We start from the raw sequence: 19,792 nt of genomic DNA, 5'->3' as shown, positions 1-19,792 counted from the left end.
GTTGTTGTCGTTGTTGCGAAGGCGTGCCGTCAGCTTGAGCGTTCTTCTTGCTCGACCGTCTGAAGCACGCGGGAGATACCGTCCCGCAGGCTGGTCTTGGGGCGCCAGCCCAAGGCGTCGTCGGCGAGGGTGACGTCGAGGCAGGTGCGGTGGACGTCGAACGGACGTCCGGGCAGATACTCCTTCGCCACCTCCCGGCCGGTCAGCTCCTCGATCAGCGCCAGGATCTCGCTGAGGCTCACGGTCTCGCCGGAGCCGATATTGGCCACCAGATGCGAGCCCCGGTAACGAAGCGCCGCGACCATCGCATCGACGACGTCGCCGACATAAATGAAATCCCGCGATACCGAGCCGTCGCCCCAGACCTTCACCGGGTTGTCGGTGACGGCACCGTGGCAGAACGAGGCGATCACGCCAAGGCCGGTATCGTGGCGCTGATGCTCGCCATAGAGATTGGAGATGCGCAACGCGATACTGTTGAGGCCGTAGAGGCGCGCATAGAGAGCCAGATATTTCTCCACCGCCAATTTGACGATGCCGTAGGAGGAGATCGGCTCGGTCGGATGGCTCTCCTTCACCTTCACCACCGTGGGCTCGCCATAGACCGTGCCGCCGGAGGAGGCGAAGATGAAGCGGCTCACCCCGGCATCGATGCTGGCATCCATCAGCTGCAGGGTGCCGATCAGATTGGAGCGGGCATCGAGAATCGGGTTGTCGTTCGAGGTCTTCGGTACCACCGAGGAGGCGAGGTGAAACACCGCCTCACACCCCGAAACGGCGGCGTTCAGCACGCTCTCATCGGTCATCGAGCTGGCGACGAACTCCACCCGCGGATCGCGCGAGCGCGTATCGGCAACATCCAGCACGCGGACGTGATGGCCGTCATCGACCAGACGCTGCACCAGATGGCGGCCCAAGAAGCCGGACCCGCCTGTGACCAAGACAATCATCGCGACAAGCCGGCCCCCGTCTCTTCGGGGGGGGGCACCGCGCTGCTGTGCCCGGCGGCGGCGAGCGGCGCCTCGCCGCGCAGGATCGTCATGTAGACGGAGATATAGCGATCGACCATGAGATCGGGATCGAACTTCCGATAGGCCTCCGGGGCGGCCTCGACCATCTGATCGTACGTATCCCCGCGCATTGCGGCTTCGGCGATCAAGTCGGCCATGTCTTCGATTGGAAGCTGCCAGTTGTTCAGCTTGTAAACCGCACCGGCGAGCTCGCCATCGGCGTCCAGCATTTCCCGGATCTCGCCGACATCGGAGGCGATCATCGGCCGTCCTGCCGCGAGACAATCAATCAGCGCCAGCGGAAAGCTCTCGCCGCGGAACCGCGAAGGCAGTAGTCCGATATCGGCAGCAGCGAAATAGTCTCGCAGGTTCTGCTTGAAGCCGAGAAATTTGACGAAATCTCCAGCAGCGCCGGGCTTGCTGAGCCGGTCGTATTCGGGACCTTCGCCAATCATCAGGAGCTGGATGTCGCGCCCGCTCTTCTCCCGCGCCAGGGACACCGCTTCGATCGCCTCGGCCCAGCCTTTTTCCGGGATCGCCCGCGTGACGACGCAGACGACGAATGCCTCTTCTGAAATGCCGAGCGAGGCGCGTTTGACGGGCGCCAACGCAACCTCGGGCAGGGCGTTGGGAATGCCGACCAGTTTGGGATGGTCCAGAACGCCGAGATTTTCGAACGGCTCGAGGTTCTTCTGCGATGTGAACACCAGCGCCGCGGCCCGCTCCATCACCCGCGGCAGCACCGCGTCGCGGTCGATGGGTTCCATCATCTCATACATGCCATGCATCGAAACCACCGTCTTGGCGCTGCATGACTTGGGAAGCTGAGTGGCAATGCTGTGATCCACCGAAGCGTGATGCGAGTGGATGATGTCGATCCCGTAATCCTCGACCACCTCGGCAATATTCTCCAGATCGGTGACGATTGGGATATCGGCCCGCAGCAGGCTGCGGATGCCTTCCTCGCGGTCCTCCATCTCGCAGGAGAGAAAGGTGACCGGGTAACCGCGCTCTTTCAGAAGATTGGCGAGGAAGATCGGAAAGGTCTCACCGCCGCCGGCGCAAAACGCAAAACCCGCCATCATGATCGAAGGTTTGCGTTGGCCGATGGCCGCGCGGAGGCGCTCCGGCTCGTAGCAGGCCACAAACAGATCGTCGCTATAGTCGTCGCGATAGCTCTTCCAGTGGCGCTGCAGGTTCTCCTGCTGCTTCTCGATAAAGTCGTCCGGCACGTCGAAATGCTCGAGTGCATATTTCGCGATCATCTCGTGCTCGCGGTAATAGACGTCCTTGCGGAAGGTGCCCTTGGCGGTGCTGGCCTCGTGGATACGGTAATAGTTCAGCGTATCGGGCAGATAGGCGACGGAGCCCCCGCGCACCAGGCCGAGATAGAACAGCCAGTCGCCGCAAATCTTCATCTCGGTCCACGGCATCGCCGACAGCTCGGTGTCGAGCCGCGGATTGCGGAATACCGCGCCGCTGACATTCGGTACGATATTCTTCAGCGCCCAGCCTTTGCGGACCAGCTGCGGTGCCGTCATCGAGAACGGCCTGGTCCACAGCGTCTTGTCGAGATCGCTGAGATATTCCGGCGTCGACCAGATGACGTTCTCGCCTTCCGCATCCATGAAGGCCGAGTTGCAATAGGCCAGCATGACGCTTTCGTCTTCGAAGCAGGGGACCAGGGCTTGCAGGAAGCGCGGATCCGACCAGTCGTCGCTCTCGGCGATCCAGATCAGGTCGCCCCTGGCCATGGCGATGCCCTTGGCCCATTGCCGGTAGCCGCTGCCGGAGTTCTCGATATTGGCGACGATACGCGCTCTGCCGGGATACTGCTCCTCGAAGCGCCTCATGATCGCCATGCTGCCATCGGTGGAGCAGTCGTCGAGCATGATCAACTCGAAGTTCTGATAAGCCTGGGCGAAGATAGTCTTCAAGCGCTGCTCGAGAAACGCCGCGTGGTTGTAGTTGGGGACGATGATCGAAACCAGCGGATAGGAATTCAGCGTCCGGCGAATTGAGGTGCGCTGCTTTTGGGCGTCGGTAAGCGCCCGCAGCCGGAGCCGCATTCCCGAAATGCCGTGATGCCGCAAGACGTGAACCGTTTTCTTGGCAGTGGGGATCAGACCGCCGCGGCGCTTGATGCCGGTCCGGATCGCAGCGCTGCTGACGGCCATGGTCTTCACCGCCGTCTTTGCCTTGCGCAGTGGGGCGGTGATCCGAAAGCTTGCCGAGTTCTTCATGGCCGCAATCTCGGCATTCGCAGTGGCGAGCTGGCTATCGAATTGGGCCGCGTTGCGCCGCATTGCGCTAAGCTTGTTTCGGGCGTCTTGAAGATCGCGTTGATGCTCGGTGAGCAGCCGATTGAGCTCCCTGATCTTTTCCTTCTGGCCGACTGCGAGGGCCTTAAACGCTGAAATTCCGGCCCGGATCTGCTGCACCTCGGGCAGAGCCGAGTCGTCGTCACCCAGCTCCAGTTCTTCAATCTCCGGAGTTTCGATGAGCTCTTCCGCCAGGGTATCCAGCCTGGATTGCGCCTCTTCCAGCTGCCGGTTGCGTTCGATGAGCAGACCAAGGGCGCCTTGGCGGATGGAACTGATCTGGGCCAGCAAGGGCAGGGCTTCGTAGAACGCGGTCCGCACCGCGTCGAGCCTGGCGAGGGCCGCCGGCGAGCCGGATTTGCGCGCCAACTCTTCGCCCGCGCTATAGGTCTCGTTCACCCAGCCGCGCATGATCGGATCGAGGAGCAGTTCGGCATCGCTATGGCGCTGGTGGCGTTGGCCCTGCGATAAGAAGCCTTCGGCGTCGGAGGCGAAATCGTCGGCCGCGTTGGGGAAGGCGATCTTAGCGTCTCTGGCGATCTTTGCGAATGTTCCCCGCCAATCCTGCAGCACGTCGTCATAGGTGATGACGGCACGTGGCGTTTTGCGCGTGGTCTCGTCGGCATCGAGCACGTGGCGCAGCCAGAGCAGAGCCCCGTCGGCCGTGCCGAACTCCGGCGGCCAGACCTCTTTGCGCGCTTCCAACGAGCGCACCACGTCCAGCGGGTTGCGTAAGATCAGAATTGGCGCGACGCGGATGCCGGCTTCCGCCAAGGTCGAGGTGAAGAACGGCACGAAGCGGCAGATGCGGGGATCCTTGACGACGAAGAGAGGCGCTTCGCCAAAATCCTGTTTGATGATCGACAGAAGCTCGCCGCGGAGCTGACCGACGCGCTCTTGCGACAGGCGCGAAAAATCGAGACTGCCCCAATCGTGCCACGTGGCGCCGACCTCTTGCAGCAGGCGATCGTGGAAATCGACCAGGGCTTGCGGTTCCCAATGCCCGGTTTCGTTGCCATCGCCGGCGCCGAGCAGTCTTTGCGGGAGAGCCGCACCGCCAAAGTTGAGGAGTCGGGTTAGGGCGCTCGTGCCCGAGCGGTGCATGCCGAGCACAAGAATGCACGTGCGCGCGCCCGGCGCGGTTGACTTCACGTCCTTGGAGCCTTTGCCGGGCCCGGATGGTGGATTGCCGCGCCCCATACGCCCCATAACCCTATCACCCGTAATAACATTAGACCGTGGGAGGTTGCGTCCACGACTTTAAGTGGGCTTTAGCCGTTCCGCCCTTTAAAGGCAAGCCGCCGGACTTGGCCTTTCTCTGACCGTTTTACGCATTTTCCAGTGCAGAAACCGGGAGCGTTTGCCTCCATTGCGTCGGTACGATGGCAACCGGTGAATCTGTCTGCATTCGTGGGGTGCGCTAGACTGACGACCCGATCCTTGCAAGCGAGGCCTTCAGATTAACGGGCCAAGCGTTGCGCTGTTGCAGCGATCTGTCGGCCAGGATCGGCCTGGACCGGTCCAGAACCGTCTGTTCCAACGCGCGCAGCTCGTCGGCGGGCGGCTTAGCGGCATCCGTCACGTCGAAATCGTTGCAGTCATAGTCGCGGCCAACTTCGCCGGGAAAGCTCTCCACGTAGGAGGTGCCCCAGAGGAGCTGCGCCATCTCCTCGTGCTCCTCTTCCATTACCGCCTCGATCGTCCCGGCGAGCTCAGAAGTAAGCCCCATATAGCGCTCGGTCTCGCCGCCATAAGCCTTGACGGCGGTCTCGATCGCCTTGCTGCATTGTTTGGATTGGCGCGGTATCAGTTGCGTGCCGTCCTCCTCTAAGGCCCGGCAGAGCCAGCGGCCGAGATGCACCGTGAGGGGGCCGGGACTTTCATTGACGGACAAAACCTCCGGCGGCTGGTCGCTGATCCCCAGCTCGCCAAGCACCGAGCGGACGATGCCCTCGGAGCGGACCTTCTTGTTGAACGGACGGAGCATGGGACGGAAGGATTGGGCCGATTGGATATTCCGCCAAACGGTCGAGCGGCGGAGATCGGGAAGCCCGATAAAATCCTCCAGGCTGCCGGGAGTTCGGACCAATTTGGCGACCTGACTATAGGCACTGTTATGAAAGGCGGGCAGGTGGCGCAGGTAATAGAGGATCGCGACCTCGTAGCCCAGCCCGTCGAAATACTGCACCACCCGGTCGAGCAGCTCCGGCGTCTGGAAGATATGGGAAAACGATTCGGTGGAGATCAGCACGTCCGGCAATTCGGCCTTGCGCAGCTCCCGCGCCAACAGCTTTCCCATCTTGGCATGCCGTGGCGGTCCAGGCAGTTCGGCGAGCCCCCGCCCCAAGACATGATGCGCGCCGCTTGTCGTTTGACCCGTTTTCGGCACGTAAAGCCCGCGCGCGGCGAGCCAATTCGAATGTTGCAGCAAGAATTGCTGAAGCGTGCTGGTGCCGGTCTTATGCGACCCCGCATGAATATAGACTGTCGGCATCGTGCCCCCCAAAGCCGCCGCCTGCGGCATACATCGCAGCGGAGCAGGGACCCAACGCCCGTCCTCGCGGACCGCCCCATTTCCGCTTGTCGCCCTTCCACTCAACCAAAATCAGGCGGTTGTCCGCCCTTATGACCGGCAGCCCGCGGCACACGGCCAAATTGCAGGCGCCCCACCGGTAATCGCCAGGAGCGTAACAGGGGGAGAAGGCGGGTCAAGTGCCGGATTGCAACTGGCGCTGCGCGGGAGAAAACAGATTGGCGAAGTTATGACCCGGTCGGCCTACCTATGGCGTTGGATAAAACGCGTCTTGCAAGACTTGCCCCGACTTTCAGGGTGTTACCCCGTGCGAGCTCATACGCAGCGTGTTCCGGATAGGCGCTGAAATCCTCGTCGAACAAGGTGTTGCGAGGGTTGAAGAACGTCTCCCGGATCCAGGCATTGTCGTCAGCAAAGCGGGCATAGAAGCCTTCCGCTTCTGCTCGGGAAACGGTGCGGCCCGGCCCGGTGAAGTCCCGTCCCAGAGCATTGATCAGACTCGCCCGCCCGGGAACGGGAATGCCGGCAACAAATCTGGGGACAAATCGATTGAAGCTGGCGAGGAATGCCTGCGCTTCCACGTTCAGGGATTCATTGGCTGGGGTAACCGTCTTGAAGCCGCTCAAATCTGCAATCCCAAGCCGGGCATAGAAATCGGCGACGATATCTCCATCCTTCAGTGCGTCGGGCTCGAAGATCGCCGGCTCCAGCCGGTCCATTCCGAACACAGCGCCGTATTCCTCCAGAAGCTTGCGGTAATCGTAGAAAGCCGGCAGGCGGCGGCCGATTTTCGGCAGCACCTGGTCGAAATCCGTCTCGCCCGCTTTCAGCCGTGAGCTGTAGAGGCTGACGGCCGCCTTGTCCTGACGGCGGAGATAGACGACGACCCGGTAGTCTTCGCACCAGCGGTCCAAAAGCTGCCTCAGCCGCTGCTTTTCCGCCTGGCTGGCCAGGTGCAGCTGCAGATGCTCGTTGGAGAAGAGAAGGGTGTCTTGGCTCGCTCCCTCGAACTCCGCCGCCATCTTCTCTTCCAGATCGCGCCGGAAAGCGTCGACATTCCCGCCGAAGCGGAGCAGCGCGAAGCGCTTCTGCGGTGTCATCCGGCCAGCGTCGGTGGCATAGGCGGCAAGCTTGGTGTGGTTGGTCTCGCCGGGGCTCTGAGGATAGAGGATGCCATGCTCGGCGAGCCTTGCCCGGTTCGCGGCAAACGAGGCTTGCAGCGTCGTCGTGCCGGTCTTCGCGGTGCCGATATGCAAGATGCAACGCTTGAAACTCTTCACCGCATTTCCCTCAAGTCGCGGGCTGGGCCTGCTGCCGTCCTGCCGCCGTTTTGCCCCTTAATGCTGCACATGCTCTGTAGCCCGTGCTGCTGGTTGACGCCAACATTGTCCATACGTTAGATGACCGCGCTGTCGAAGGGCGCCGTACTCCAACAAAAGAAGGCCTGTCCATTATGCAGGTGACGCCGCTGGGGCTGCCGGAAGTGGTCGAAGTGACACCACGGAAATTTGGCGATAGCCGCGGTTTTTTCTCCGAGACCTTCAGCACCCAAAAGCTGGCCGAAGCGGGCATCACCGTCCCCTTCGTTCAGGATAACCACTCCTATTCCGCCGCTAAGGGCGTGCTGCGCGGCCTGCATTTTCAGGCGCCGCCCCACGCCCAGGACAAGCTGATCCGGGTGGTGAAGGGCGCCATCTTCGATGTCGCCGTGGATATCCGCAAAGGCTCGCCGAATTTCGGCAAATGGTGCTCCCGCGTCCTGTCGGAGGAAAGCTGGAACCAGCTCTTCATCCCGAAAGGTTTCGCCCACGGGTTTCTGACCATAGAGCCGGACACCGAAGTCATATACAAAGTCTCTGACTTCTACGCGCCGGAGACTGAGCACTCGATCCATTACGCCGATCCCGATATCGGCATCGATTGGCCGCTCGAAGGCGAGCCGGTCCTATCGGGAAAGGACGCCGAGGCGCCGAGCCTGGCCGATAGCGAGGCGGTGTTTTTCTTCGACGAGACGAGGGTAAGCTTGTGAAGATACTGGTGACGGGCGGCGCAGGCTTCATCGGCTCGGCGGTTTGCCGGCATCTCATCGCCGACCGGGGCGATGCCGTGGTCAATGTCGACAAGCTGACCTATGCGGCCAATCTGGCCTCGCTCGATCCCATCGCCGACAGCCCGAATTACAGCTTCTATCAGCAGGATATCTGCGACCGCGACGCGCTGCTCGCGATCATGCGGAAAGAAGATATCGACGCGGTGATGCATCTGGCGGCCGAGAGCCATGTCGACCGCTCCATCGACGGGCCGGCAGTGTTCATCGAGACCAATGTCACCGGCACCTATCAGCTGCTCGAGGCGGCGCGGGACTATTGGAACGGCCTGCCGGGCGAGCGCAAAGACCGCTTCCGCTTCCATCACATCTCCACCGACGAGGTGTTCGGCGATCTGCCCTTCGACGACAGCCTGTTCACCGAGACCACGCCTTACGCGCCGTCCTCGCCGTATTCGGCCTCGAAAGCCTCATCCGACCATCTGGTCCGTGCCTGGCACCACACATACGGCCTGCCGATCGTGCTCTCCAACTGCTCCAACAATTACGGGCCCTATCACTTCCCCGAGAAGCTGATCCCGCTGGTGATCCTGAATGCGCTGGAGGAGAAAGAGCTGCCGGTTTATGGCAAGGGCGACAATGTCCGCGACTGGCTGCATGTGGAGGACCACGCAAGGGCGCTCGCCACCATCGTCACCGAAGGCGAGGTCGGCCAGTCCTATAATGTCGGCGGCCGCTCCGAGCGCACCAATCTCGGCGTAGTGGAAGCCATCTGCGATATTCTCGACGAAGTCCGCCCGCGCGCCAATGGTACGCCGCGCCGTGAGCTGATCACCTTCGTGACCGACCGGCCGGGCCACGACCGGCGCTATGCCATCGACTGCTCCAAGATCGAGCGCGAGCTTGGCTGGACACCGTCCTGCAGTTTCGAGGAAGGGCTGGCCCAGACCATCGCCTGGTATCTCGATCACGAGGATTGGTGGCGCCCGATCCGCGACAAGCGCTATGCCGGCGAGCGGCTCGGGAAAGTGGCGCAGTCGGCCTAAAAGTTTCGCGTTAGGGGGATTTCATGAGAGGCATCATTCTCGCTGGCGGCTCCGGGACGCGGCTGCATCCGATGACGCTGGTCACCTCGAAGCAGCTTCTGCCCGTCTACGACAAGCCGATGATCTATTACCCGCTGACCACGCTGATGCTGGCGGGGATCCGCGAGGTGCTGATCATCTCCACGCCCGTAGATCTGCCGAATTTCCAGCGTCTTCTCGGCGATGGCAGCCAGTGGGGCATGGAGCTGCATTATGCCGAGCAGCCGAAGCCCGAAGGCCTGGCCCAGGCCTATCATATCGGCGCCGATTTCGTCGGCGGGGAGAGTTCCTGCCTGATCCTCGGCGATAACGTGTTCTACGGCCACGGCCTTCCGGAGATACTGACCCGGGCGCGCGAACGCGACACCGGCGCCACGGTTTTCGCCTATCACGTCTCCGATCCGGAACGCTACGGCGTGGTCGAGCTCGATGCCGACAACAAGGCGCTCTCCATCGAGGAGAAGCCGAAAGTGCCGAAATCCCGCTGGGCGGTGACCGGGCTCTATTTCTACGATCCGAGCGTGGTGGAGATCGCCGCCAATCTTAAGCCTTCCGCCCGCGGCGAGCTGGAGATCACCGACGTCAACGCCGCCTATATGGAGAAGGGCGAGCTTTTCGTGGAGACCATGGGGCGCGGCTATGCTTGGCTCGATACCGGCACGCCCGATGCGCTGAACGATGCGGCCGATTTCGTCGCCGCCCTGCAGAAGCGCCAGAGCTACCGCATCTCGTGCCCCGAAGAGATCGCCTTCCATATGGGCTTCATCGGACGCGAACAGCTTGAGAAGCTCGGCACGGCGCTGGGCAAATCCGATTACGGCAAATATCTGCTGGCCGCAGCCCGGGGCGAGCTTTGAGCCGCCCGGCAGCAATCGACGCCGTTTAGGGGCGGTCCCGCGATGACGCCCCCGAGCAAGCCCCTCGTTGCCTTCATGTATCTCGGCCGGCGGGGTGCGCTCGGCCGCTTCACCTATGCGCTGGCCGAGACGGCAGCGAAGATCGACGACGCCGATTTCGCCTTCGTCATCTCGGCCAATAGCGAGATCGCGCCGGAATTCGAAGGCAGCGGGCTTCCCGTCACCAAGATCAAGACCTTCGAGCGGGCCGCGTCTCCCGATCTCGTCACAGGCTTCTTCGAGGCGAAGCGCGAGCTGACCGACTGGCTGGCCAAAAACCGGCCCGCCGCCGTGGTGACGCTGATGCCCCATATCTGGACCCCGGCGCTGGCACCGGCAATCCAGAAGATGGGCGTCAAATATCTCACCATCATCCACGACGCGGTGCGCCATCCCGGCGATCAGACCGGCTGGATGACGCGCTGGATGCGCAGCGAAGCCAAAACGGCCGATCTCACGATCACCTTAAGCCATGCCGTGGCCGACCGGCTGATCGAACGGGGCCTGGCCGATCCGCGCCGCGTTTTTCCGCTCTATCACCCGGATCTTCATTTCGGCGATATGCCGCCAGAGCGCGACTATGACGGCAAGCGCCCGCTTCGATTGCTCTTCTTCGGCCGCATCATGAAATACAAGGGCCTGCCGCTCTTCGTCGATGCCATGGAGATCCTGCGGGAGCAGGGTGTGCCCATCGAGGTCGGCCTCGCCGGCTCCGGCGATCTGGGCCCGGAGCGGACGCGGCTGGAGAGGCTCGGCGCAGAGATCATCAATCGCTGGATCCCGGATTCGGAGATTCACGGCATCCTCTCCCGCTATGACGCCATGGCCTGCTCCCATATGGAAGCGAGCCAATCCGGCGTCGTCTGCGCCGCCTTCGGCACCGCCATGCCCGTCGTTGCCATGCCCGTTGGCGGCATTGCCGAGCAAGTGGTCGATGGCGAGACTGGCGTGCTCTCCCGGCGCATGACGCCGCAAGGCTTCGCCGAGGCGGTCAAGCGTCTGGCGACCGAGCCCGGCCTCTATCAGCACATCACCACGCATCTGACGGAGACGGCGGAGAACCGCTCGATGGAGCGGTTCCTGCGCGAGATCGTCGGCGAGATCGGGACGCTCTAGAAGCCGAGCTTTCGGGTGAAGGCGGCGATCCCGGCCTTGTCGCGGAGCGTCGCCATTAGGGACGCATCCTCGCGCATCTCGGCCAGGGCCGGGTGGGAAAGGAAGCGCTCCAGATCGGCATCCCATGTCGCGGGGTCGAAGACAGGCTTTTCTCCATCGAAGCTGCGGCAGGTCACATCGCCCGCAAGCTTACCCACCGAAGCATTGTAGCTGGAGAAACGGGCACGCAGGCCGGCCGCCGCCTCATCGGAGAGCCGGAAGCGGCCGCGATAGGCGGCGTCTTCCCGGGCCAGTGCCAGGAAGGCGCGGTAATAATCCTGATTATGCAGCTTTCGGGCGTTCAGCAGCAGCTTGAAGCCAAGCAGATTGCCCGAGATCGACGGGTTCGCATCGGTCTGCGAGACCGGCCCTGGCATCTTGGCCTCGGCCTGCCAGAAGAAATCCTCCACGATATCCGCACCCTGCAGCTCGCCGCGGTCGAACAGCACGAAGCGGGCATCGTCGGAGAACCAGCGCCAGAAGGAGAGGCGCTGCATGACGAGCCCACGGAAACGCCGCTCGCAGAAGGCATCCAGCCCCGTCGCCAGATTGGAGTTCTGCACCTTCTGCGCATAGCTGCTGCAGGCGGTCTCCAGGAATTCCCGCAAATAGCAGACTGTCCGGATCACCGGTCGCTTGCGTGTCGGAAAGCCGAACATCAGGACGACGCCGGGATAGCAGCGCGCGCTCTGAAAACCCTCGCTGGAGATGATGGCGCGGTCGAACGGCGCCATTTCCGCGGCGAGCTTCTTGCGCAGCGTCGGGAAGTGCGGGGTGAGGGGCATGCGGCAGACCTCGGCGAGGCCGTGATGGGCGACGCCGCGCCGTCCGGTCTTGGGATAGCAGATGCCGAAATCGGCCAGCCGCAGCGCATTCTGGGTCAGATAATGCTGCAGCGTGCTGGTGCCCGTCTTGGCCAGGCCGATATGCAGGATCAGCTCCTTCATCTGGGGTGAGGGGTCCTTCTGGTGATGGCCGGCGTCTTAGCGGCTACGTATGGCGCCAATGAAGCGGCGCGGCGAGAGGCGATAGAATTTCGGCAGCAGCGTCTCGCGCAAATATTTCGCCCGATGGGGCTGCTGCAGCCACCAATGCAAAAGCTTGCGCGGACCGGCCTCGCGGCATTCGCGGCCGAACAACAGCACCCGCAGCCAGTCCTCGCGCTCGAACCCGGCGGCGAGCTTGGCGCCGTCCGTCTCCGAGGTGATTGCCTCGATCTCCGCTAAAACCTGCGGGCTCGGATTGAGCGCAGTCAAATCCTGCTTGCCGCCTTTGCGGAAGAAGGTGCCGGTCGGATCGTTGCGCGTCTTGCGCAGTTGCTCGATGGAAACGCTGTCTTTCAGCGCGGTGAGGTCGACGCCTTCGAGCCCGGCGAAATCCAGCATCTCCGCCGCCGACCGGTCGAACTCGTGCACCAGGTCCAGATAATCCCAGGCCCGGACGCGCAGGTCGTCGATCGCATCCCAGGTGACCTTCTGCAGGCAGTTGCGCAGCAGGATCTTGCGGCCGCGCCGGGCGAAATAGTCGTCAAAGTCGCGGTAGATATGGCCGGCATGGCGCTGGGCGAAATGAAAGTCGGAGACCAGCGCATCCTCCTGATCCCGCCAGACCAGGAACACCCGGGCATGCTCGGCGCTCAGCACTGCCTCCGCCTGCTCGGGAAAGGCCGGGTGCGTCTTGGCCATGAAATAGGTTTCCGGCGTCTCTTCCGCCTTGGCGAAGCCGTCGCGGATCTTCTGCAAATGGAAGACATTGAGAGCGGGGTTGTCGGTATGGCGAATCGGGATGCGAAGCTGCTTCAGCGCGTTGAGCCCGATCAGATACTGATAGGTCGAGCCCATACGATGTCCGCCGGCAAACACAAGCAGCACGCCTAACCCCTTACCCAAAACACGCCACGCGGAAATCCGGCCGCAATGCGGGTGAAACCCTCGCCACGCGCATCCGGAACGCCGCTAGTATCGCTTGGGAAGCCAGGCTTGCAAGCCGTCATGTCGGCGCGGCCCGCTCTCACTCCAGGAAGCCGTCTTGCACCGGCACGCCGGCAGCCTGCAACACCAGCTTGGCGATCTCCGCATCCTCCACGAAGCAGAAATAGGCCTCGTCCCGGTAGCGCAGACCGAGCCGATAGCCCTTGTGCCGCTTGCGCTTGTTGATGGAGATCTTCGGGGCATCCTCGCTGTCGCTGCCATCCTCGACGCCGCCCAGCGACCGGGCGAGGGCCACCAGCCCCATGAAGCCTGCAGCGCGGATATCGCCGGCGCGCAAATAGCTCTCCTGCGCTGGCGGATAGCTGGGATGCCGGTCGAGGAACAGCATCAACCCTTCGCGGGCGCGCGGCTTGGAGAGATCGCCGAAGCTCTGCCCCTCCTTGTGAAACACATAGACGTCCGGGGCGACGATATTGCGGTAGCCGAAGGCCGCGGCGCGGCGGCAAAGATCGGCCTCTTCGCCATAGCCCTTGCCGAACACCGGCGAGAACGTCCCGACCTCGTCCAGGGCTTTGCGCGAGATCGCCATGCAGAAGCCGACCCCGCGGGGAATATCGATGGAGGCAAATCCGGCGAGGCTCTGGAAGGCCCGGTCGATTTCGTCCGTCGATGCGCCGAAGGGGCGGGGATTGGACCGGATCGGATCGGGCACGCCGGCGCCGTAGGCGCTGTTGGAGAAGGGCGTGACGCTGGCGATATCATCGTCCGATCGCAGCCGGGCAAGCAGGCGCGAAAGCGCCCCTGAAGGAAGCTCGATATCGGTGTTGAGCAGCACCACATCGCCGGTGGCTTGCTCAAAGCCCCGATTGCACGAGGCGACGAAGCCGAGATTGCTGTCATTCTTGAGCAGCACCGCATTCGGTACCTCCGCGGCGAACCGCTCCAGAAGCGGAACGATGCGCGGATCGGGGCTGCAATCGTCGATCAGGATGATGCTGCGCTGACCCGGAGCCTCGCCCCGGAGCGCCTCCAGAAGCGCAGCCGTGTCGTCGTAATTGTCGTAGACCGGGACGATAATGTCCGCGTCCCCGCCGGAAGGCGCATCGCTGCTCGGCTCGAGCGGGCGCGGCGCCACGGTGACGTTGAAGGCATCCGCCATGCGGTGCAGCAGCGCCAGCTTGCCATAGCGGGCGAGCAGCCACGGCGCGCGGATGCCGCCGATCTCGAATGCGTTTTTGCCAAGCCCGAGGGCGGTACGAAGTGCCAAGGAAGCCGGTCCCGTCTCAACGATGCAGGCGCCGATAGCACGATAAGCCGCAAACCCCAACGGATTGCGCGAAATTAGCGCGATTTCTAGCGTGCGGGCGCCGCCGCCAACGCGGCAACGCATTCGGCGACGCCGTCATGCCAGTCGGGCAGATGCACGCCGAAAGTCTCGGCCAGCTTGCCTGAGTTCAGCCGCGAATTCGCCGGGCGGGCAGCCGGCGTCGGATAGTCCGCGGTGGTGATGGGCTTGGTCGCCGCCGCCGGTCCGCCATGTTCGGCGGAGCGGCGAAAGACCTCTGCCGCCAGCCCGTGCCAGCTCGTCTCTCCCGCGCCGCCGGCGTGATAGATACCCCAGATATCGCTCGATGCATCCGCTTCGGCGATCGGCGCTGCCATGGCCAAAATCGCCTCTGCCAGATGCGGCGCATAGGTGGGGCTGCCGCGCTGATCATCGACGATACCGAGCTCCGGCCGGGTTTCGGCCAGGCGCAGCATGGTCTTCACGAAATTGCCGCCATAGGGGCTGAACACCCAAGCGGTGCGTAGGATGATGTGCTTCGGATTGGCCTCGGCCACTTTCCGTTCGCCGGCGAGCTTGCTTTCCCCATAGACGCCGAGTGGCGCCACCGCATCGGTCTCGGCGTAGAACCCGTCCTTGCTTCCATCGAACACGTAATCGGTGGAGATATGCACCAGCGGAATGTTCCGCGCCGCGCAAAGCTCGGCCAGAAGGCGAGGGCCCTCCGCATTCACCGCATAGGCCTGCTCGGCCTCGCTCTCGGCCTTGTCCACCGCGGTATAGGCGGCAGCGTTGACCACAATGTCGGGGGAGAAGCGGTCAAGCGCGGCGGAGATGGTCTCGGCCTTGGTGATGTCCAGATCCGGCCGACCGAGGGCGAGCACTTCGATATCGCTTGAGGTTTTGGCGGCCTCGGCCAGAGACCGGCCGAGCTGCCCCTCCCGGCCAACGACGAGCATTTTCACCATGGCTTGATGCGGCGGCCGGCTAGGCGGCGTCCCTGACTTGCAGATCGACGATTCGCCCGAGCGCGCCAAACGCGGCCTCGAGTTGCTCCAGGCGAGAGCGGTGGTCGAGGCGGAATAGCCGATCCACGGATTCGCGATTCCAGCCGAGCCGCCTTGCGAGCTCGGCACGGGTGATCCCCGCCGAACGAAGCGCCCAGTAAAGCTGCACCTTAAGCGTGGTCAGCAAGGGCAGACGTACCGCCGGGCCGGCGGAACCGTCAGGCACCGGAATCTCCTCGCCATCGTCGATCAGGCTTGCGAGCGCGGTCTCGATCGCGTCGACGGCATGCTGACGAGCATCGGCCTCGCTCTCCCCGAACGTCGCAACCATCGGAATTTGCGGGCAGGTGACCAGAAGGGTGCCGTTGTCGTCCGGCGCCAATTCGATCCGATATTCGAGCATCACTTCAATCCCAGCTGCCGTTTGATTGCGTTCACGAGCCCGGTACCGAGCTCCTTTCGGCCGCCATGCATAGGGAGTTCCGACTTGCGGTCCCCGCGCCGAACGACGATATGGCCGGATCCTCCCTTCTTGGTCTCGAAGGTGCAACCTTGCTTGGCCAGCCATTTCTTCAGCTCTTGCGCATTCACGCAAGATAGGGTGCTCCACATAAATGTGGAAGTCAACAGAAGTGTGGATGCGGTGCTGGCGAAGGGAGGATGGTGAGCCGACAGGGATTCGAACCCTGGACCTACTGATTAAAAGTCAGTTGCTCTACCAGCTGAGCTATCGGCTCCCGTAAAGGCGTGGGTTTGCCTATCACCGGGTCTGGCATCTGTCTATGCCGCGATAGGGCATAGAGGCAGGTTTTGCGCTTCAGGCGGCAATGCGGGTGAATCGGCGCGAAGCGCGCCGCGCACACCGGCAATAAGGTTTTGACGGGAAGGGCGCAAGGCCATAGTCAAAGGCGGCAAGCAAAAGACGTAAAAACCGCTGCAAGAAGGGGGGAGACCATGAGCAACGAGGCGCCGAAGACCGGCTGGCGGCGCTACTGGCCGCGGCTTCTCTTCGCCATCCCGCTTATCGTGGTGATGTCGGTTCCGTTCTATAACCGGGTCGAGCCGGCACTTCTCGGCATTCCCTTCTTCTATTGGTTTCAGCTCGGATTCGTCCTGGTCGGCGCAGCGATCGTCGGACTGGTCTACGCCCTGGAGCGGGGCGGCGAGCCGAAAGCATAGCCAGGCTCTAGGGGGAGCGCCGCATCGTGGATATCACCGCCACCGCCGTCTTCATCGGCCTATTTCTGTTCGTCACCTGGGTCGGATTTGTCGCTGCCCGCTGGCGCAAGGCCGATCTCAACGCGCTGCATGAATGGGGGCTCGGCGGCCGCCGCTTCGGCACCGTCGTGACCTGGTTCCTGCTCGGCGGCGATCTCTATACCGCCTACACCTTCATCGCCGTTCCGGCCCTGGTCTATGGCGTCGGCGCTCTCGGCTTCTTCGCCGTGCCGTACACCATCCTGATCTATCCGGTGCTCTATCTGGTGTTCCCCAGGCTCTGGCGCATCGCCCATGAGAAGGGCCATGTCACGGCAGCGGATTATATCGGCGACCGTTTCGGCAGCCGCTTGCTGGCGCTGGCCGTGGCGCTCACCGGCCTGTTCGCCACCATGCCCTATATCGCGCTGCAGCTCGTCGGCATGGAGGTGGTGATCGGCGCGCTAGGCTTTCATGCCGATGGGCTGATGGGGCATATGCCGCTGATCATCGCCTTCGTCATTCTCGCCGCCTTCACCTACACCAGCGGGCTTCGGGCCCCGGCGCTGATTGCCATCGTCAAGGATCTCCTGATCTTCATCACCGTGTTCGCCGCGATTATCGTTATCCCGGCCAAGCTCGGCGGCTATGGCGCGATCTTCGACGCCGTGCCGGCCGACAAGCTGACCTTGCCGGTCCCGGACGGAGACAGCCTTGGCCGCTACTCTGTCTATGTCACCCTGGCCATCGGCTCGGCTCTGGCGCTGTTCCTCTATCCCCACTGCATGACCGGCATTTTGAGCTCGTCCAACGGCAATGTGATCCGCCGCAATGCCGGGCTGCTCTCGGCCTATTCCTTCGTGCTGGGGCTGATCGCGCTGCTTGGCTACATGGCCATTGCCGCAGGCGTCGGCGACAACCCGGCCTATAGCTTTGGTTTCGAGAAATACGGGCCGAATTTCGCCGTGCCGGCGCTGTTCCTGGACAGTTTCTCGTCCTGGTTCGTCGGGCTGGCCTTCGCCGCCATCGCAATCGGCGCGCTGGTGCCGGCGGCGATCATGTCGATCGCCTGCGCGAATCTCTATACCCGCAACCTGCACAAGGCCTATCTCAGGCCCGATTGCAGCGATGCCGAAGAAGCGCAAGTCGCCAAAATCGTGTCGCTTGTGGTCAAAGTCGGCGCGGTTCTGTTCATCCTTCTGCTGCCGCAGGAATACGCCATTCAGCTTCAGCTCCTCGGCGGCATCTGGATCATCCAGCTTCTCCCCGGCATCCTGTTCGGGCTCTATACCAAGAGCTTCCGTGCCATGCCGATCTTCGGCGGCTGGCTGGTCGGTATCGCCACCGGCAGCTATATGGCTGCAACGCAAAGCTTTTCCTCTTCGGTTTATCCGTTGCAGGTGTTTGGCCTAGAGATACCGGCTTATGCAGCGCTTTATTCGGTTCTGCTCAATTTTGCCGCCGTCGCTCTCTTGCAACTTCTTCCCTTCTTCAAAACCAAACCCCAAACAGCGTGAAGTTTGCGCAAGAAGAATCCGGAAAAACGTCACTCGACCGCGCCTCAATTCATGGCTAGGCTCGTTTTGCGACTGAACCAAGCCTATTAGGGAGGCATAGATGGCAAGTGATCGCGATGGGGGCGGCAAAGCCTTTCTGGCGATAGTGCTCGGCGGGATTATCCTGGCCTTGATTATCGCCGCGTATTTCATGGGATATTTCGGCGGTGGCGAAAGCACCATGACCGAAGAGCCCGCGGTGGAAGAATCCGCACCTGCGCCCGCGCCTGAGCCGAACGCGGCGGCGCCGGAAGAAGAATCCACCATGCCGTCGGAGTCCGACACGATGGCGCCGGCGGAGCCCGAGCCGAACGCGACGCCTCCGGAGGAGGATAGCGCGATGCCCGACGATTCCTCGATGGAAAGCGATGCGCCGGAGCCCAATGCTGCGCCGTCGATGGACTCCGAAGAGCCGTCGGATTCGATCAGCCCGTAAGGTTTCAAGAGGCTTCAAGACGGATCAACGAGATCGGGGCGGCCGGCATAGCGCTTGGCCGCCCTTTTCGTTGGCGGCTCGAGTCCCGGGATGGGCGCTTGTGCAGGGAATTCTGCGGTCCGATGCAAAAAAAACGAGCCCCGGCGCGGGGATTGCCAGGGCTCAACGCTATACTGTGAACGCAGATACGTCCGGGCTCTTTGGCCGCGGGCAAAGCGAACATGCCTTGCGCATGTTGCAGAATTTTGACGGTCCATTGAAGCTTCTCTGACCGGCGCCGCGGATGCTTGTGCGTTGCGGCCCGCCATGCAAAATGACGGCTTCCGGTCGTCAAAGGGGCCGGATACAACCGAGGAGTTCTCATGCGCTGGCGCGGCCGCAGGCAAAGCAGCAATGTCGAAGACCGCCGCGGGCAGGGCGGTTTCCGCGCCGGGTTTCCCGGCGGCGGCGGGCTGCGCATACCTATGGGTGGCGGACGCGGCGGCGGCGGAATAGGCATCGTCGGCATCTTGATCCTGCTTGGGCTAATGCTGTTCCTCGGCATCGATCCCAGTGTCCTGCTGCAGGGGTCCGGCGAGGGGCCCGCACCGCAGACTCAGGCGCCGAGAACTGCCGAGGACGACGATCTCAAGCAATTCGTCTCTGTTGTGCTGGCCGATACCGAGGATGTCTGGAACAAGATCTTTTCCGATAACGGCCGCAGCTACCGCGATCCCACCCTTGTGCTCTATTCCGGCCGGGTGAGTTCGGCCTGCGGTCTCGGCATGGCGGCCATGGGGCCCTTCTATTGTCCGGGCGACCAGAAGGTCTATCTCGACCTGTCCTTCTTCCGCGAGCTAAAGCAGCGCTTCGGCGCGCCGGGCGATTTCGCACAAGCCTATGTCGTCGCCCATGAGGTCGGCCATCACGTGCAGAAGCAGCTCGGCATCGCCGATCAGGTGGCCGCGGCCCAGCGCGGGGCGAGCAAGAGCCAGTCCAATGCGCTCCAAGTGCGCATGGAGCTGCAGGCGGATTGCTTTGCCGGTATTTGGGCCAATAGGGCCGACCGGATGTCCGATATCCTGCAGCCGGGCGATATCGATGAGGCGTTGCAGGCGGCCAGTGCCATCGGCGACGACCGACTCCAGCGTCAAAGCCAGGGATATGTGGTGCCCGATTCGTTTACCCATGGCTCCTCGGCGATGCGTGTGCGCTGGTTCAAGCGCGGCTACGAGAGCGGCCGGTTTTCCGACTGCGATACTTTCCAGGCCAAGCAGCTCTAGGGTTTCGGCCGTTTCCGTATTGGCTCGAGCCGCACCCGTACCACAACTGGGCGTCAATGGACGGCAAAGCC

18 protein-coding genes and 1 tRNA gene are annotated in these 19,792 nt (G+C 62.8%); 8 read left to right on the top strand and 11 right to left on the bottom strand.

Annotated elements, in window-relative coordinates; translation table 11 throughout:
• Positions 1–29: 29 nt before the first annotated feature.
• From HT051_RS09665 to HT051_RS09650, 4 genes are all read right to left on the bottom strand, one after another.
• Positions 30–950 carry an NAD-dependent epimerase/dehydratase family protein gene (locus tag HT051_RS09665; RefSeq protein ID WP_174541836.1) on the bottom strand — a complete coding sequence of 307 codons (921 nt, stop codon included), beginning with the start codon at positions 948–950 and terminating at the stop codon, positions 30–32.
• On the bottom strand, positions 947–4,483 hold the full coding sequence (locus tag HT051_RS09660; RefSeq protein WP_174541835.1) for a glycosyltransferase: 3,537 nt from the start codon (positions 4,481–4,483) through the stop codon (positions 947–949). The genes HT051_RS09665 and HT051_RS09660 overlap by 4 nt, the downstream gene beginning before the upstream one ends.
• A gap of 268 nt (positions 4,484–4,751) precedes the next feature.
• Positions 4,752–5,630 (bottom strand): hypothetical protein, encoded by an 879-nt coding sequence (locus HT051_RS09655; protein WP_174541834.1) that lies wholly within the window; start codon positions 5,628–5,630, stop codon positions 4,752–4,754.
• Between the two features lie 461 nt (positions 5,631–6,091).
• Positions 6,092–7,144, bottom strand: a complete 1,053-nt coding sequence (locus tag HT051_RS09650; protein WP_174541833.1) for a hypothetical protein — start codon at positions 7,142–7,144, stop codon at positions 6,092–6,094.
• 173 nt (positions 7,145–7,317) lie between these two features.
• On the opposite strand from HT051_RS09650, the gene rfbC reads away from it, so the two are divergent.
• From rfbC to HT051_RS09630, 4 genes are read left to right on the top strand one after another with little or no spacing between them, the layout of a single operon-like run.
• Positions 7,318–7,893, top strand: a complete 576-nt coding sequence (gene rfbC / locus HT051_RS09645; protein ID WP_174542955.1) for a dTDP-4-dehydrorhamnose 3,5-epimerase — start codon at positions 7,318–7,320, stop codon at positions 7,891–7,893.
• A complete protein-coding gene (rfbB, locus tag HT051_RS09640) occupies positions 7,890–8,957 on the top strand; it encodes a dTDP-glucose 4,6-dehydratase (protein ID WP_174541832.1) in 1,068 nt (355 codons plus the stop codon). Before rfbC ends, rfbB begins: the two co-directional genes overlap by 4 nt.
• 23 nt (positions 8,958–8,980) lie before the next feature.
• A complete protein-coding gene (rfbA, locus tag HT051_RS09635; protein ID WP_174541831.1) occupies positions 8,981–9,853 on the top strand; it encodes a glucose-1-phosphate thymidylyltransferase RfbA in 873 nt (290 codons plus the stop codon).
• A gap of 42 nt (positions 9,854–9,895) precedes the next feature.
• Positions 9,896–11,008 (top strand): glycosyltransferase family 4 protein, encoded by a 1,113-nt coding sequence (locus HT051_RS09630; RefSeq protein ID WP_174541830.1) that lies wholly within the window; start codon positions 9,896–9,898, stop codon positions 11,006–11,008.
• Here the strand turns inward: HT051_RS09630 and HT051_RS09625 are convergent.
• The 7 genes from HT051_RS09625 to HT051_RS09595 form a co-directional block, all read right to left on the bottom strand.
• Positions 11,005–11,994: a hypothetical protein gene (locus tag HT051_RS09625; protein ID WP_174541829.1), complete on the bottom strand. Its 990-nt coding sequence runs from the start codon at positions 11,992–11,994 to the stop codon at positions 11,005–11,007. The genes HT051_RS09630 and HT051_RS09625 overlap by 4 nt on opposite strands.
• Before the next feature lie 36 nt (positions 11,995–12,030).
• On the bottom strand, positions 12,031–12,918 hold the full coding sequence (locus tag HT051_RS09620; protein ID WP_174541828.1) for a sulfotransferase domain-containing protein: 888 nt from the start codon (positions 12,916–12,918) through the stop codon (positions 12,031–12,033).
• Positions 12,919–13,057: 139 nt separating this feature from the next.
• Positions 13,058–14,245: a glycosyltransferase family 2 protein gene (locus tag HT051_RS09615; RefSeq protein ID WP_174541827.1), complete on the bottom strand. Its 1,188-nt coding sequence runs from the start codon at positions 14,243–14,245 to the stop codon at positions 13,058–13,060.
• An 86-nt stretch (positions 14,246–14,331) separates the two neighbouring features.
• A complete protein-coding gene (gene rfbD / locus HT051_RS09610) occupies positions 14,332–15,231 on the bottom strand; it encodes a dTDP-4-dehydrorhamnose reductase (protein ID WP_246810046.1) in 900 nt (299 codons plus the stop codon).
• A gap of 19 nt (positions 15,232–15,250) precedes the next feature.
• Positions 15,251–15,673, bottom strand: coding sequence for a type II toxin-antitoxin system HicB family antitoxin (locus HT051_RS09605; protein WP_174541826.1), 423 nt, complete (start codon positions 15,671–15,673; stop codon positions 15,251–15,253).
• Positions 15,673–15,882 carry a type II toxin-antitoxin system HicA family toxin gene (locus tag HT051_RS09600; protein ID WP_333502672.1) on the bottom strand — a complete coding sequence of 70 codons (210 nt, stop codon included), beginning with the start codon at positions 15,880–15,882 and terminating at the stop codon, positions 15,673–15,675. Before HT051_RS09600 ends, HT051_RS09605 begins: the two co-directional genes overlap by 1 nt.
• A 49-nt stretch (positions 15,883–15,931) precedes the next feature.
• Positions 15,932–16,007 (bottom strand) — tRNA-Lys (locus tag HT051_RS09595).
• Positions 16,008–16,224: 217 nt separating this feature from the next.
• On the opposite strand from HT051_RS09595, the gene HT051_RS09590 reads away from it, so the two are divergent.
• The 4 genes from HT051_RS09590 (at position 16,225) to HT051_RS09575 (ending at position 19,721) form a co-directional block, all read left to right on the top strand.
• Positions 16,225–16,449 (top strand): DUF3311 domain-containing protein, encoded by a 225-nt coding sequence (locus tag HT051_RS09590; RefSeq protein ID WP_174541824.1) that lies wholly within the window; start codon positions 16,225–16,227, stop codon positions 16,447–16,449.
• A 26-nt stretch (positions 16,450–16,475) separates the two neighbouring features.
• Positions 16,476–17,984 (top strand): monocarboxylate uptake permease MctP, encoded by a 1,509-nt coding sequence (mctP, locus tag HT051_RS09585; RefSeq protein WP_174541823.1) that lies wholly within the window; start codon positions 16,476–16,478, stop codon positions 17,982–17,984.
• Positions 17,985–18,084: 100 nt separating this feature from the next.
• Complete coding sequence (locus tag HT051_RS09580; protein ID WP_174541822.1) at positions 18,085–18,459, top strand: hypothetical protein; 375 nt, start codon at positions 18,085–18,087, stop codon at positions 18,457–18,459.
• Between the two features lie 362 nt (positions 18,460–18,821).
• Positions 18,822–19,721, top strand: a complete 900-nt coding sequence (locus HT051_RS09575; protein ID WP_174541821.1) for a neutral zinc metallopeptidase — start codon at positions 18,822–18,824, stop codon at positions 19,719–19,721.
• Positions 19,722–19,792 lie beyond the last annotated feature (71 nt).

The sequence above is a fragment of the Methyloligella sp. GL2 genome (assembly GCF_013341275.1).
Lineage (GTDB): Bacteria > Pseudomonadota > Alphaproteobacteria > Rhizobiales > Methyloligellaceae > Methyloligella.
This window is presented reverse-complemented; position numbering and strand designations above follow the sequence as displayed.

Excerpts from the sequence above, each read along its gene's own strand:
- HT051_RS09665 (WP_174541836.1), bottom strand. The coding sequence starts at position 950 with ATGATTGTCTTGGTCACAGGCGGGTCCGGCTTCTTGGGCCGCCATCTG.
- HT051_RS09655 (WP_174541834.1), bottom strand. The coding sequence starts at position 5,630 with ATGGGAAAGCTGTTGGCGCGGGAGCTGCGCAAGGCCGAATTGCCGGAC.
- rfbC (WP_174542955.1), top strand. The coding sequence starts at position 7,318 with ATGCAGGTGACGCCGCTGGGGCTGCCGGAAGTGGTCGAAGTGACACCA.
- rfbA (WP_174541831.1), top strand. The coding sequence starts at position 8,981 with ATGAGAGGCATCATTCTCGCTGGCGGCTCCGGGACGCGGCTGCATCCG.
- HT051_RS09630 (WP_174541830.1), top strand. The coding sequence starts at position 9,896 with ATGACGCCCCCGAGCAAGCCCCTCGTTGCCTTCATGTATCTCGGCCGG.
- HT051_RS09625 (WP_174541829.1), bottom strand. The coding sequence starts at position 11,994 with ATGAAGGAGCTGATCCTGCATATCGGCCTGGCCAAGACGGGCACCAGC.
- rfbD (WP_246810046.1), bottom strand. The coding sequence starts at position 15,231 with ATGGTGAAAATGCTCGTCGTTGGCCGGGAGGGGCAGCTCGGCCGGTCT.
- HT051_RS09605 (WP_174541826.1), bottom strand. The coding sequence starts at position 15,673 with ATGCTCGAATATCGGATCGAATTGGCGCCGGACGACAACGGCACCCTT.
- HT051_RS09600 (WP_333502672.1), bottom strand. The coding sequence starts at position 15,882 with ATGTGGAGCACCCTATCTTGCGTGAATGCGCAAGAGCTGAAGAAATGG.
- HT051_RS09590 (WP_174541824.1), top strand. The coding sequence starts at position 16,225 with ATGAGCAACGAGGCGCCGAAGACCGGCTGGCGGCGCTACTGGCCGCGG.
- HT051_RS09580 (WP_174541822.1), top strand. The coding sequence starts at position 18,085 with ATGGCAAGTGATCGCGATGGGGGCGGCAAAGCCTTTCTGGCGATAGTG.
- HT051_RS09575 (WP_174541821.1), top strand. The coding sequence starts at position 18,822 with ATGCGCTGGCGCGGCCGCAGGCAAAGCAGCAATGTCGAAGACCGCCGC.